Here is a 14,044-nt window from a genome sequence, read left to right as displayed (position 1 = left end):
CAAATCCCTACGTGATAGGGGTGTGTACAAATAACGTTCAAAAAGGAGAGCAACATGAAGGACAAGGCCTGAACGACCCAACGCTAACTATTCAAGAAGAAAAAGAAATTGCGATCGAAATTTTGAAACAACATCTCCACTGGCAAATGGCGAACCCTCCGTCCCCAGAAGAAATCCCCATTTTAGAACTCATTGGCCCAGTGCAAAAAAGTAAACGCCGTATGGTCAGAAAACTGTTGAGAAAACAGCTCTAGCATCGTCAAATGCCGGGCAGCAAGCCCGGCCCGTTATTGTCACATGCCGATCAAATCTGGTAATCGATCACCGTTTCCAGCTGTGAAGAGAACACCTTGTCTTTGATTTCCGTCAGTGACAGCGTCGGGTTGCACAGCTGGATAAACTGCCAGGCATAGTTACGTTGTAACTGACTGCGTTTCAAACCTAACCACACGGTATTGGGCTCGAACAGGTGCTCGGCGTTAAGGCTGACCAGCCCATGATCGCGCTCTTTCTCATATGACATGTCCGCCAGTACGCCGACCCCCAACCCCAGCTCGACATAGGTTTTTATTACGTCGGAATCCTGAGCGCTTAGGGCAATGTCCGGCGTCAGCCCGGCGGCTTTGAACGCGCTATCCAGCCGCGAGCGACCGGTAATGCCCTGGCGATAGGTTATCAACGGTAAGGTACTGAGCATTTCCAGCGTCACCTGCGGTTGCCGAGTCAATTCGTGCCCTTCCGGTACCAGGATGGTGTGATGCCAACGGTAGTAAGGGAACGCCGCAAGAGATTCATCGCTCATCAGCCGTTCACTGGCAATGCCGATATCGGCTTCGCCCGAGGCCAGCATCGCGACGATTTCTTCGGGACTGCCCTGGTTCAGCACCACCCTTACCCGCGGGTACAGCGCACGAAACTCCTTGATGACACCTGGCAGGCTGTAGCGCGCCTGCGTATGGGTGGTCGCAATATGCAGTTGGCCAGTGTCGTTGCTGCTGAACACATCCGCCAGTCGGCGGATATTATTGGCATCATTCAGGATGCGTTCCGCCACCACCAGCAGCTCTTTACCCGGTTCGGTCATGCCCAATAAACGCTTGCCGCGGCGGATAAATATCTCAATGCCCAGTTCTTCTTCCAGTTCCCGAATATGACGACTGACCCCAGACTGCGAGGTAAATAAAGTATTGGCCACCTCGGTCAGGTTGTAGTTGCAACGCGCCGATTCCCGAATAATTTTTAATTGTTGAAAGTTCATCCACTCCCCCTGACGAGCAATATTGTTAACACCAGTGATACGGAGTCTGGCGGGAGGGGACAAATAAGAAATAACCTTTAGTTATGCATTTTCATGCTAAGTGAATTTTTCACCATTGCAAATTTGCTGTTTTTTAATCTTAGATTATCGAATGGCTTTAAAATTAATAACATAGATATCCACTTTAAAAATGTGGATTAAATGCTTATGCAAAATAAAGTTATTAAATATAGGCATTAGATATATAAACAAAAAAGGCTCAGCAAGCTGAGCCTATCGAAAGCGTCATATGAGCGGGATCAGGCAGTTGCCTCTCCGCCGATAGGGCCGGAGGTATTTTGCTGCAGCCATTGCTGCACGTAGCTGACCAAATCGCCAATGCAGTCATCCTGCATACCGTGGTTTTTCAGCTCGTTATCCAGCGAGAACAGGTACTGGGCGTTAGTTCCCAGCGGGCCGCTGGCGCTGGCGATCAGGGGGGCTATCACCTGATGGCTGGTATCTTCTTCAAACAGCGGGTGCTGCGGGTTCATGACAAACACCAGCGCGGTCACCACTTCACCGTCTGCCAAGGTGAGATCGCACCAGGTCGGCAAATAACAGCCGGTGACCATTTCGCGTTTCCACAGCAGTTCCAGCTCTTCGCGCAGCTTGGCTTCCGGCAGGCGAAACGCCAGGCCGGTGGTATGGCCGCCTTCTTTTAACGCCAGCATACGCCCCGGCTGGTGCAGGGTGCCGCGCCCGGCTGTAAGCCGCAAACAGAAGGCGCGGTGCCAGCCTTGCAGCGTGGCCGGCCGCACCTCTTCGGATTCAAACACCGGGTTCCACATCAGTGAACCGTAGCCGAAGACCCACACCGGGCTATTATCCGGCCGACGGGATAAAGTACAATCCAACGAGGCCGCCCGCTGCTCTGATGTCAGTAACAGCGACTCCTCAATGGTGCCGAATGCAGTTTTGCAATCCGCATTTTGCAGAAAATCTCGCGTTAACACCTTAACAACCTCCCGGGAATAGGATTGCCCATACTCCCTCGCCACTGTTCAATCTTATTTATTAAGTGCGGAATTATATTAATACAATAATCTTCCCGCGATAATAATGACCTTATTCTTTTCTCAGTGAGCAATCAAGTTTCAAAAGAGCTTTAAAGTGAAAAAGTATTTGTACTCAGCAGCAATAATATTAATTGCCCGCGTAATAGGCTCGGATTTCATGATTTACCGACGCAAAAAGGCGCCGGGGAGCGCCTTACTTTTTGTGCCAGCGGTCGTCATCACCTTTGCGGTAGCTTTGCTTCACCGCCGCCCAGGCTACCTTGTGGGCGGTTTCCTCTCGGCTATCGTCGCCGCGCCGGTCATCCGGATCGCTATATTGATCCCAGGCGCTGTTAAAAGCTTCCTTATAGATCTCTTGCGCATGGGCCGGCAACACGTGTTTGACGTTGTCCGGCAAGGCATTTGTGCTGTTGTAGGGCATCATTTCCTCCCGCAGATATTCAGTGAACCTTAAGCTTAGATGACACCTCCGCCCGCCTCAATTAGCAAACAATTCTCATTATCACATGGCATGTTATACTCCTCGCCAAATGAACATAAGGAGAACCCCGTGACTACCGAAGCCCCACGCTCACGCGCACCCTACCTGATTGCTGTCAGCGCGATTCGCGATGTTACCCCGCACCTGCGCCGCATCACTTTCACCGCCCCGGACCTGCGTTATTACCCGGCAAACGCCGCCGCCGCGCATATCAAGGTTTTCCTGCCGCTCGAAGGCCAGACGCAGCCGGACCTGCCGACGCTGACCGAAAACGGCCCACGCTGGGCGGCCGATGCGGTTCGTCCGATTGTCCGCACCTATTCGATTCGCGCAGTACGCCCGGAGCTGGCGGAAGTCGACATTGAATTCGCCATTCACGATCACAGCGGCCCGGCGGTTAACTTTGCGCGATCGGCCAAAGCAGGCGATAAAATCGGCATCAGTAACCCGGGCGGTCCTAAACCTATGCTGCCAGAGGCCGATTTCTACTGTCTGGCCGGCGATCCTTCCTCCTTGCCCGCGCTGGCGGCCTTGCTGGAAGGGTTACCGGCACGTAGCGAAGGCCACGCCTTTATCCGCGTCGACACTGCGGCTGACGTTATCGATCTGAAAAAACCGGCAGGCTTCGAACTGAGCTGGATTATCGGCGGCACCGAAAAAACCGCCGAGTTGGTGACGCAATTTTGCTCATTGCCGCTACCTGAGACAAAAATCCAGTATTGGCTGGCCGGGGAAGATCGTTTGGTGGTAGATCTGCGCCGTTACCTGCGCCGCGAGCGCCAATGTGACCGTAATCAGCTTTATGCCGTACCTTACTGGCGTGAGGGGTTAAACGAAGAGGGTTATCATAATAAACGGCATGAAATCATGGACAATATTGACGATTGACTGTGATTTTCCCCTTTATTAATCAAGCAGCGCAGCCACAAACTGCAATTTATGTGCCGTTAATGAAGAAAACTCATCTCACTACGTAAAAGTAAGTAAATAAAACCGCATCCAATGCGGTTTTTTTGTTAACCTAGTCACAGAAAGCAAGCTTTTGCTTTTACAAGTAAAACAACATCACATCATTCCCCGGCACAAGCCTGCGGGTGTATCCTATTATTATTAAATATAAATACATTCTGGATGCGCATAATTGCCCTTAACGGCAGTCAGCGATGACGGGACCACGCTGTTTGAGAAGGAGTACCATCGAAATGAAGTCGCAAAACGATCCTGGCCGATCCAAATCCCGCCACACTGAGTACTCGCTGCTTTTCCCCATCGCCGCCTTGGTGGTGTTGAACCTGTGGGGCAGTACCAGCAATTTCCCGCTGATCGTCGGCATTAACATCATTGCCCTGGTCGGTATTCTCAGCAGCGCGTTCAGCGTTGTGCGCCACGCCGACGTGCTGGCTCACCGTCTGGGTGAACCCTATGGCTCGCTGATCCTCAGCCTGTCGGTGGTTATTCTGGAAGTGAGCCTGATTTCTGCGCTGATGGCCACCGGCGACGCCGCACCGGCACTGATGCGCGATACGCTTTACTCCATCATTATGATTGTCAGCGCCGGTCTGGTGGGCTTCGCTTTATTGCTGGGCGGTCGCAAATTCGCCACCCAATACGTCAATCTGGGCGGTATCAAACAGTATCTGATGGCGATTTTCCCGCTGGCGGTGATCGTACTGGTGTTCCCCAGTGCGCTGCCGGGCGGCAACTTCAGCACTGGGCAGGCGCTGCTGGTCGCGGTGATTTCCGCCGCCATGTACGGCGTGTTCCTGGTGATCCAGACCAAAACCCACCAGAGCCTGTTTGTCTACGAGCACGAAGATGACGACGGTGACCCGCACCACGGCAAACCGTCTTCGCACAGCAGTGCCTGGCATGCCGGCTGGCTGGTGGTGCATTTGATTGCGGTGATCGCCGTGACCAAGTTCAACGCCAACCCGTTGGAAGGTTTGCTGACCAAGGTGAATGCTCCTGCGCAGTTTACCGGCTTCCTGGTCGCGCTGTTGATCCTGTCGCCAGAAGGCCTGGGGGCACTGCGTGCGGTGTTGAACAATCAGGTTCAACGTGCGATGAACCTGTTCTTCGGCTCGGTACTGGCGACCATTTCACTGACGGTACCGGCGGTAACCATCATCGCCACCCTGACTGGTCAAACGCTGATCTTCGGCTTGCAGACGCCGCATATCGTCGTGATGCTGACCGTGTTGCTGCTGTGCCAGCTGTCATTCTCGACCGGCAGAACCAACGTGCTGAACGGCACCGCGCACCTGGCGCTGTTTGCCGCCTATATGATGACCATTTTTGCCTGATTGCCGGAGGGCGCTTTCGTAGCGCCCTCCCTTTTTAAATCGCGAAAAAAATACCCGCCGCGATACCGCCAAACAAAATCCATTTAATGATGTAGTACCCGGTTCGGTTCCACGCCTTCAGCCGTTTCCCCACCTTGCGTACCGCATAGATATACTTGAACAACTTGTTGACGCCACCGGTACGATCGCCCTCTTCATTGGGTGCGGTAGCCGCGCTCATCAGGTTGCGCCCCAGCCAGTGGTTAATGCCCTGTGCCCAGCGGAAACGCATCGGTCGCTCAATATCGCAAAACAGAATCAACCGGTTCTGCCCACTCTGGTTTTCGGCGTAATGCAGGTAGGTTTCGTCGAACATCACCGCCTCCCCGTCGCGCCAGCTGTAGCGTTCGCCATCCACTTCGATAAAGCAACGGTCGTCATTCGGTGTGATCAACCCCAAATGGTAACGCAGTGAGCCGGCGTAGGGATCGCGGTGGCGTGGCAGGCGGCTACCATCCGGCAGTTCGGCAAACATTGCCGCCTTGACCGAAGGCAGGCTGCGCAACAGTGCGGTAGTCTGCGGGCACAGGCTCATCGCCGACGGGTGGTTGTCTTCATACCACTTCAAATAGAAGCGCTTCCAGCCGGTTTTGAAGAATGAATTGAAACCGGCATCATTATATTGGTCCGAGGCTTTAATCTGCTGGATCGCCATCAGCTGCCGACCTTCATCGCGGATGCTTTGCCAGTTATCCCGCAGCGCCTGCAATTCCGGGAATTGCTCCGGCTGCAGATAGGGCGTGGTCGGTACGCGTGAAAACAGGTACATGAAAACGTTCAGCGGAGCAGTAAATGTGGAATGATCGGAGAGCTGCCGCCAGAAGGTGTAACGCACCCGCCCACGGTAATGGACATACACAACGCATAAAATAAATAGAAGTAAAATAATATATTTCATGATTGAACCGCATTGAAGATCCCAATACCTTGCACGCCCATCCGGCGTGCACCCCAGATATTTCCTTTAGGCCAATAAGTTGTTGCGCCCGTCTGGAACCCCCTAAGCATTAACGCTAAACCAACAAAAATCTATACAAAAAACCACAATAGTTTACACAAAGGCTAAACGAGCAGGCGTTATGGGCGGGAATCGCTTGCCCTCTGTCGATTTGCTGGTTGGCGCCCAAACCGATGACTGCCCGCCCTCCGGGTTAGATAAAATAGCCTTTGATATAAAAATAAGCGGGTATTTCAGGCTTGGGTTATTAACGACATCCGTTATTCACTCCAGAATAATAAATGACTAATTTGATTTTGATCAGTGTGCAGCAATTCAACCATGATTAAATCAGGGGGCCTGATTAATCCCAAGGCAAGCCATTAAACAATAATAAAAACAAATAATACGTACGGAATACATCATGAAAAATATATCTGACATCAGAATGAATCGCCGAACCTTGTTAAAAGGGCTTGGCGTGATTGGGCTGGCCAGCATATCGCCCTGCGTATTTTCCATGGCAATGGACAAGGGCAAACCCCTGCCCCGGGTGCGTCTCAAACTCAGTGACTACCAGACGTTTCGTTCAACCTGCGCGATGGAGTGTTTACATTGTAATTTAACGGCTTATGTCTATCAGGGGGAGCTCAAAAAAATAGAAGCCAGCAAAGATTTTAACGTCAAATGCTGCCTGCGCGGCATCAGCCGGACCAAATGGGTCTATCACCAACAGCGGGTTAAAACGCCTTTGCTTCGGGTGGGGGAAAAAGGTGAAGGGAAATTCAAACCCATATCCTGGGATGAAGCGCTCGATCTGGTTGAACTTAATATTCGTAATACTCTTGCCAGTCACGGTAATAAAGGTCTGTTAATTTCAAGCCATGCCGGGAATATGGATTCCATTAAAAACGACATGGGGAAAGCCTTCTTTGATTACCTCGGCGGGGCGACAAAACGCTCCGGTTCCTTATGCTGCTCTGCGGTGACCGCCGCCATGATCCCGATGCTTGGCCTGCGCTACGCGGATATGCGCGACACCATTGCCGAAAGCCGCTACATTCTGTGCTGGGGCAATAATCCGGCCGTGACCATGCAGGCCTATTTCAAAGAATATATTAAGGCGCAGGAAAGAGGCGCGCGGCTGGTGGTGATCGATCCCCGCTTTAACGAAACCGCCGCCAAGGCCGATGAGTGGATCCCTATCGTTCCCGGCACCGACACCGCGTTGGCACTGGGGATGATCAAAATCATCATCGATGAACAGCGCTACGACGCTGACTTCCTGCGGCGACACACCGGGGCCGTTTATCTGGTGACCCCCCAGCAAAAACAGCTCAGAGAAGATCCGCAGGACAAAGAAAGCTATCTGGTGTACGACACCCTAAGCCGCCGTCTGGTGCGCCATGACACACCCACCATCGTCCCGGCGCTCACCCAGGCCGAATTGCCTGCCGATGCGGCTTATACCACGGTATTTGAACTGATCCGTCAGGAGTCGGCTCCCTGGACCGTCGAGAAAGTGGCGGCGGAAACCGACATACCGGCAGCCACCCTGCTCCGTTTAGCGCGGGAATATGCCAGCAATACACCTTCGATGATCGTACAGAACATGTCCGGCGCCCAGCGCACCGAATTCGGTACCTACGTGGCGGCCAGCCAGTTTTATCTGGCGCTGCTGACCGGCAATATGGGCAAAGCCGGTGGCGGAGTCTGCGACGCGGGCGGCGCCAAACAAATGATGAAGTTCAGTCCGCCGCTGCCTCCGGCACCCAACGTACAAAAAATTCCGCCGATACCGGTCGCCAAAACCGGCGAGTGGATTGTCAACGATCGCCCTCACCCGATTAACTTTTGGTGGATCATGACCATGGGCGCGCTGACCCAGTTACCCAACACCAATATGGTGAAGAAAGCCCTGAAGAAGGTGCCGTTTGTCGTCGTGGCCGATAACCTGATGAGTTCCACCACGCTGTATGCCGATCTGGTGTTGCCGGTCACCACCATCTTTGAAGATCTCAGCCTGATGGCCGGCGTTCGCAGCCACTATGTCCAACTGATGGAAAAGGCGGTAGAACCGGTGGCAGAGGCCAAACCGGATTACTGGATTTTTGCCCGGTTGGCGGAACGCTTCGGCTTCGGCGAGGTGTTTAACCAGCCGATCGAACACTATATAGAAAACTGTTTGGCCGGAACCGGCCTCACTATCGAACAGCTACGTAAAGGACCGATTAAACCAGCCCCCACGCCGTGGATCCCGTTCAAAGACGGTATTTTTCGCACGCCAACCCGAAAGGCCCACTTCTTTATTGAAGAGTGGCAGAAGAAAGATTTCCCACCGATTGTGACCTACATGCAGGTGAAAGAGTCGCCGAAAGGCTCGCCGGAGCTGGCGAAAAAATATCCATTAATGGCCGTTCAGCGCAAGCTGGCGCGCAGCATCCACTCCAGCCACGGCATGAATGAATGGATCCTCGAGGTGCAGCGCAATCAGCCCAATATCATGATCCATCCGGATGATGCCGCCAGCCGCCATATCAGGAACGGTGAATGGGTGATTGCTTTTAATCATCGTGGAGAACACCGGGCATTGGCGGTGGTAACGCGTCAAATCAAACGCGGCGTGGTATGCCTGGATAACGGCTGGTGGGAACAGCAAGGCGGCAGCAGCAGCCACGTCACCAACGACCATGCGGAAGTGCTGGGCAACGGTCATTGCTGTAACAGCACCCTGGTCGACGTCCGGGCGGAGGCATAACCATGGTCAGACAATATGGATTTTTAGCCGATATGCGCGGCTGTTATGGCTGCAAAACCTGCTCGATGGCCTGCAAATCTGAAAATGCCACCCCAGCTGGCGTGCTGTGGCGGCGGGTCAGAGAATTTCACTTTGACGACCCGAACGCGATGGCGTTTATCTCAATGTCGTGCAACCACTGCGACGATCCGCAGTGCATGAAAGTCTGTCCGGCGGATACCTACAGCAAGCGACCTGACGGCATTGTCGTGCAGGATCATGACAAATGTATTGGTTGCCGGATGTGCATTATGGCTTGCCCTTATAATGCGCCGGTATTTGATCCCGTCGAAGGAAAAACCAGTAAGTGCAATCTGTGCGCTGAGCGCCTGGATGAAGGGCTGCTGCCCCGCTGCGTCGCGTCCTGCCCGGCCGGTGTGCTGCAGTTTGGCGATATTGACGAACTGCGCGCTCGCCATTCCGCTGACCTGACGCGTATCGAGACCCGCTACTCACTGCCGGATCATCGAATCAGTCAGCCCAATATCGTCATTATTCCCGCCGGTGATAAGGAATAGCCCATGTCTGAATATGAACTTCCCTTGGTCTTTTTTACCGTGTTTTGTCAGTGGGCGGTCGGCACTATCGTAGCCATCACGGTATTGATTCTGGCGCAGCCGAGCTGGCTAAGCGACAAGAGACGCTTAAATGTCCTGCGACAGCTGGCGTTAGGGATTGTGGCGATCAATATCCTCGGCTCCGTGCTGTCGCTGTTGCATTTGGGTTCACCCACCGGCGCCTATCGAGCGATTCTGGGGATCGGCCATTCCTGGCTCAGCCGGGAAGTCATCGCTTTCGCCTTGCTGAACGCGGTGGTCGTCATCTGGGCCGCCATGATGTTTCGCTTTAACTCAAACCCCAGGCTGATTCGCCAGGTTAGCCTGCTGGCATCGGGCGCGGGCGTGGCTGCAATCCTGGTTTCCGCACAGGTTTATTACCAGATGGCGAGTCACCCTCTTTGGCATTCGCCGCTCACCCACCTCGGTTTTATCGCCACGGCCCTGTTGCTGGGGTTTACCACCCTTGGGCTGCGGCTCAGCGTGTTCAATGCGGCTCAAAATGATCGCGAAAGGTGGCTCCCCGTCGCGTTGCCGACAGGCATTTTATGCGGCGTGGTATTGCTGTTAGTCGTGATCCTGGGCTACAGCGCCGGGTTCAACCAGCAAGGGAAAATGCTCGCCAGCGCCGTCACCGTTTTTGGTTCGGGTTTGATGGGGTGGCTTATTTTTGGCGCACTGATTACCGGCAGCGGATTGGCGGCCTATCTGTATCAACGGCCGGTTCTGAACGTTGGCGTGGCGGGCGCACTGATGCTGACGCTGCTCTCAGCCTGTATTGGTGGCCGAATGCTGTTTTACGCCGGCGTCATGAGCCAATACCCTTGGTTTTAATGTTGCGGCTGCGCTGATATTCAAGGCAAGAAAAAGGCCGCCGAGGCGGCCTTTTGTGAACGGGCAGGTGTTAACTGTAGGCGTTGAGCGTACGCTGGCACAGGGCAGAGCGGACGCAGTCTTGTTTATCAAAGCGGATGATGCCGATCATTTCATCCTCTTCGAAGCGCTCCATCGCATCGCTGAGGCCGGACTTCACGCCGCGCGGCAAGTCGCACTGGGTAATGTCACCATTGACGATGACCGTGACGTTCTCACCCAGACGGGTCAGGAACATCTTCATTTGGCTGGCGGTAACGTTCTGGGCTTCATCCAGAATAACCACCGCATTTTCGAAAGTACGCCCGCGCATATAAGCGAAAGGCGCGATCTCCACCTTGCCGATTTCCGGGCGCAGGCAGTATTGCATAAAGGACGATCCTAAACGGCGTACCAGAATGTCATACACCGGACGGAAATAAGGGGCGAATTTCTCAGAGATATCCCCCGGCAAGAAACCGAGGTCTTCATCCGCCTGCAGAACCGGACGAGTAACGATAATCCGATCCACTTCTTTATGTATAAGGGCTTCTGCCGCTTTCGCAGCGCTGATAAATGTTTTGCCGCAGCCGGCTTCACCGGTGGCAAATATCAACTGCTTCTTGTCTATGGCTATTAAGTAATGACCCTGAGCTTCGGTTCGAGCCAGAATGGGGGAGCTATCGCGCTTGTCACGTGCCATGCCGATAGACTCAACACCACCCATTTGTACCAGCGAGGTTACGGATTCTTCTTCCAGCTGGCGATGACTACGAGCGTCACGGCGAATAACGCGTTTCGCTTCACGACGTGCTTTGATCACTGCTTTTTGTCTCATAGTGGCACCTTACAGTTTGTTTCACCTACCGCAACGGCCTGGCCGTGCGATTATGTTTCACATACAGATGCGGGTTTGGCTCCCTTTTGAGCCGACGATAGCCAATAGAAAAAGTGAATATCCGACGGGCATTTCGGCACGCCGATTTTTCACGGGACAACGCGATTGCATAATTAAATCGAGAGAGAAAAGTGACAGGAATTTGTGATAACGGGAGTGCGGTCTGGTCAGAAAAAGAGAGTCGGAGAGAGTGCCCTCGTTACAACGAGTCATCAGGGAAGAACTGTTATTTTTTCTTTCTAGCCCAACCAAGGACTTTACCATTAGCGATCCCCGCAGTGTTATTTACAGCTTCGAGCTGTGCACCTTGTGAAAACTACCGCCAGATGATTACAGTATAATGACATTCAAACCGCGCACGTTGCTAAAATGTAAAAAAATTTAATCTTTTTTGTTTTTAGGCGCCGCAAGAACACTATATCACGCCGATTACGTCATTCAATAAAATTTTTATCACGTTAGATATCATACTGTTATGATTAAAATACGCGGATGACATTTCGGTTTCCTGATTAAATTTTGCACAAACAAAAACCTGCACATCGCCCCAAATTTATAAATAAAAAAGGCGGGAAAGCTCCCGCCCTGCCGTTCTTTGATTGCGTCGGTAACGCTGTTTAGCGTTATTCGAAGGTATAAGAAACGCTTATCCCGCCGCCCCAGTTTCTTCCCGGAGCCGGTTCGTAGTAACGACCATTACCTTCATTGACGATCACCGACCCCACGTATTGGCGGTCAAACAGGTTATCCACCCGACCGAAAACATTCAGCATCCAGTTCCCCATTGGATAACGATAGCCTGTATTTAAACCCACGGTGGTATAGGCCGGAGCCTGTTCAGTGTTGGCATCATTAACTTCGATATCACTCATGTAACGTACCTCCGCACCGGCATACCACCCTTCAGGTGGGGACCAGGCCAATGAGGCATAGCCCATATTGCGCGCAATACCCGGCATACGGTTGCCGCTTGGCACCTTATTGGCTTCTGAACACTGGCTGTCGCCGCACACATCATCGCGGTAACGCGCGTCTAACAGTGTCCAGGCCAACTGCACTCGCCAATCGTAGGCGAATTGCTGATCCAGCGCCAATTCCAGCCCGCGTCGGCGGGTCTGCCCAGCGTTTTTGTAGCTGGTGCGGCCGTTGCTGCTTTCATCCACCACAATTTCGTTACGCGTGTCGGTCTGGAATACTGCGGCGGTCAGCAGGCCGTTGCCAATGCGGGTTTTACTGCCCAACTCAACAGTGTCACTGGTCGAAGGCTGTAAACCAAAGTTTAGCCCAGCCTGATCGCCGGAACGGTACGACAGTTCGTTAATGGTCGGGGTTTCAAACCCGCGACCGGCGGACAGATACAGGTTCCAGCCGCTCATCACCGCATAGTTCAGCGAGCCTGCCGGCAACCATTTATGGTAGCTGGCGTTGCCGCTGTCATCACCGTTGCTGCCGGTCACGTAGTGGTCGTTGGAGTCGAAATTGACCGTGCTGTAACGCATGCCGGCATCCAGCGTCAGTTTTTGCGTCAACTGCCACGAACTTTGCAGATAGGGATCCAGATTCCACATCAGGTTGCGCTCATTGCGGCGCAGCGCCCCCTGGGTGCCCAACTCGGTTACGCCGTTAACCTGGGTAAAGTTTTCATAGCCTTTACGCTGCTCGGTCATGGTTTCATAGTCCAACCCGCCGGTCAGGGTATAGGGTACGCCCAGCTCACCGCGGTGTGTCCAGCGGGTATCAATCCCCTGATAATGGCGCGTCAGGTCAATCACCCCGCCAGGATGCTGGGCGCTACGCTGCTGCACCGCAACCGGGATCGACTGGTACTGGGTGGTTTCGCGCTCACCGGCGTACATCATGATGCTCAGGTCGTCATCGGCCCCCATCTGGCGCTCATAGTGCAACCCGGCCTGGGTCTGCGAAGTGCTTTTACGGGTGTTGTACTGGTCGGCACGCGGCGCCTGGCGCGGATTATCGTGCCATTCCGCGTTCGTCAGGCCACCTGGGTCATTGGCGTGAATATCGACGCTGTTGAACAACAGCGTCAGGGTGCTGACATCGTCGATGCGTACGCCCAGCTTGGCATTGCCGAGGTTTTTCTGCGCGCCGCTGTGATCGCGAAAGCCCTGTGTCGTGAACCGGGTACCGGAAATAGTGTAGTTAACGTCACCGGCGTGGGTGCCGTCGCCGGTTGCCCCGGTCGCCTTGACGCCATAACGCCAGGTGCCGTAACTGCCAAAGTACGAACTGGCTTCAAGGCGCGCAGGTTGCTGGCCGGTTTCGGTTTCCACATTCACCATGCCGCCGGAGGCATTGCCGTAGAGGGCGGAAAACGGCCCGCGCAGCACCTCCACCTTTTCAACCGAGTTAAGGTCAATGTTCGACGTCTGGCCCTGACCATCCGGCATGGTGGCAGGAATGCCGTCGACATAAATACGTACGCCGCGCACGCCATACATTGAACGTGCACCAAAGCCCCGCACCGAAAGCTGCAAATCCTGCGCGTAGTTCTGGCGGTTCTGAATTTGCAGGCCGGGCACGCTGCCCAGACTTTCCGACAGGTTGATCTGCGGCCTGGCCTCACGGATTTGATCGCCATTCACCACGCTGACGGCAGCCGGGGTGGACAGTTCGGATAGGCCGCTGCGTTTGGCCGTGACCACCATGGTCTGTTCGCTATCCTTGTCCTGCGCCAGGGCGCAGACAGGCAGTAAGGCAGGGATAACCAGAGCTGAAACCGCCAACCGGTTTTTATGAGTGCTTTTCATCAGGAGAATGCCGTTAAAGGGATCGGAAAATATGAACCATTTGGAACGTTATGGCCGATATGTTAATGCTTTTAACAAAAAATGAAAATAGTTAGC

The 14,044-nt window shown here is 53.6% G+C and carries 11 protein-coding genes; 5 read left to right on the top strand and 6 right to left on the bottom strand.

Annotation, left to right across the window (positions count from 1 at the left end; genetic code table 11):
- Nucleotides 1-304: 304 nt before the first annotated feature.
- The 3 genes from cbl to chaB form a co-directional block, all read right to left on the bottom strand.
- A complete protein-coding gene (gene cbl / locus AAZT04_RS09585; RefSeq protein WP_020827468.1) occupies nt 305-1,258 on the bottom strand; it encodes an HTH-type transcriptional regulator Cbl in 954 nt (317 codons plus the stop codon).
- 299 nt (nt 1,259-1,557) lie between these two features.
- Nucleotides 1,558-2,253, bottom strand: a complete 696-nt coding sequence (locus AAZT04_RS09580) for a gamma-glutamylcyclotransferase (protein WP_020827469.1) — start codon at nt 2,251-2,253, stop codon at nt 1,558-1,560.
- A gap of 256 nt (nt 2,254-2,509) precedes the next feature.
- Nucleotides 2,510-2,737, bottom strand: coding sequence for a putative cation transport regulator ChaB (gene chaB / locus AAZT04_RS09575; RefSeq protein WP_115060997.1), 228 nt, complete (start codon nt 2,735-2,737; stop codon nt 2,510-2,512).
- 129 nt (nt 2,738-2,866) lie between these two features.
- Between chaB and AAZT04_RS09570 the strand changes: the two genes are divergently transcribed.
- Together AAZT04_RS09570 and chaA are read left to right on the top strand one after the other, a co-directional pair.
- A complete protein-coding gene (locus AAZT04_RS09570; protein ID WP_020827471.1) occupies nt 2,867-3,685 on the top strand; it encodes a siderophore-interacting protein in 819 nt (272 codons plus the stop codon).
- A 314-nt stretch (nt 3,686-3,999) separates the two neighbouring features.
- The gene (chaA, locus tag AAZT04_RS09565; RefSeq protein ID WP_020827472.1) at nt 4,000-5,100 is read left to right on the top strand and encodes a sodium-potassium/proton antiporter ChaA; all 1,101 of its coding nucleotides are present in this window, start codon (nt 4,000-4,002) and stop codon (nt 5,098-5,100) included.
- 34 nt (nt 5,101-5,134) lie between these two features.
- On the opposite strand, the gene lpxO is transcribed toward chaA, so the two are convergent.
- A complete protein-coding gene (gene lpxO, locus AAZT04_RS09560; RefSeq protein WP_020827473.1) occupies nt 5,135-6,037 on the bottom strand; it encodes a lipid A hydroxylase LpxO in 903 nt (300 codons plus the stop codon).
- 463 nt (nt 6,038-6,500) lie between these two features.
- Here lpxO and AAZT04_RS09555 point away from each other — a divergent pair, with 463 nt between their 5' ends.
- From AAZT04_RS09555 to AAZT04_RS09545, 3 genes are read left to right on the top strand one after another with little or no spacing between them, the layout of a single operon-like run.
- Entirely contained in the window at nt 6,501-8,834 is a 2,334-nt protein-coding gene (locus AAZT04_RS09555) for a molybdopterin-containing oxidoreductase family protein (RefSeq protein WP_434679842.1), read from the top strand.
- Nucleotides 8,835-8,836: 2 nt separating this feature from the next.
- Entirely contained in the window at nt 8,837-9,391 is a 555-nt protein-coding gene (locus AAZT04_RS09550; RefSeq protein ID WP_434679840.1) for a 4Fe-4S dicluster domain-containing protein, read from the top strand.
- Nucleotides 9,392-9,394: 3 nt separating this feature from the next.
- Nucleotides 9,395-10,264, top strand: a complete 870-nt coding sequence (locus AAZT04_RS09545; RefSeq protein WP_129940772.1) for a dimethyl sulfoxide reductase anchor subunit family protein — start codon at nt 9,395-9,397, stop codon at nt 10,262-10,264.
- Between the two features lie 70 nt (nt 10,265-10,334).
- Here the strand turns inward: AAZT04_RS09545 and phoH are convergent, their stop codons facing one another.
- Both phoH and pqqU read right to left on the bottom strand, forming a co-directional pair.
- Nucleotides 10,335-11,120: a phosphate starvation-inducible protein PhoH gene (phoH, locus tag AAZT04_RS09540; protein WP_020827477.1), complete on the bottom strand. Its 786-nt coding sequence runs from the start codon at nt 11,118-11,120 to the stop codon at nt 10,335-10,337.
- A gap of 683 nt (nt 11,121-11,803) precedes the next feature.
- Nucleotides 11,804-13,948 (bottom strand): TonB-dependent receptor PqqU, encoded by a 2,145-nt coding sequence (gene pqqU / locus AAZT04_RS09535; protein ID WP_434679837.1) that lies wholly within the window; start codon nt 13,946-13,948, stop codon nt 11,804-11,806.
- Between the last annotated feature and the right edge of the window lie 96 nt (nt 13,949-14,044).

It is taken from the genome of Serratia sp. Je.1.23.a, from assembly GCF_051129805.1.
GTDB classification, from domain to species: Bacteria; Pseudomonadota; Gammaproteobacteria; order Enterobacterales; family Enterobacteriaceae; genus Serratia; species Serratia liquefaciens.
This window is presented reverse-complemented; position numbering and strand designations above follow the sequence as displayed.